This window comes from Streptomyces pseudogriseolus (genome assembly GCA_002154585.1).
Taxonomy (GTDB): domain Bacteria; phylum Actinomycetota; class Actinomycetes; order Streptomycetales; family Streptomycetaceae; genus Streptomyces; species Streptomyces pseudogriseolus.
Genome location: MUNG01000381.1, coordinates 394 through 619, shown reverse-complemented (window position 1 = coordinate 619; position 226 = coordinate 394). Strand labels below are relative to the sequence as shown.

1 protein-coding gene is annotated in these 226 nt (G+C 68.6%); it reads right to left on the bottom strand.

All coding sequences use genetic code 11. From position 1 onward, the window contains the following. The coding region (locus CCN29_RS36320) for a pyridoxal-phosphate dependent enzyme (protein ID WP_442538527.1) at nucleotides 1–226 on the bottom strand (226 nt) is incomplete at both ends.

Genomic DNA, 226 nt, shown 5'->3' with positions numbered 1-226 from the left:
GTGAGCTGGGAGCCGGAGGCGATCGGGACGACCAGCTGGTCGGGAAGGCGCCAGCCGAGCTGCTCGCAGATTTCGTACGCGAGGGTCTTGGAGCCCTCCGCGTAGTACGGCCGCAGGTTGACGTTGACGAAGCCCCAGCCCTCGCCGGCCGGGTCGCCGATCAGCTCGGAGCAGAAGCGGTTCACGTCGTCGTAGTTGCCCTCGATGCCGACGAGCTCCCCGCCGT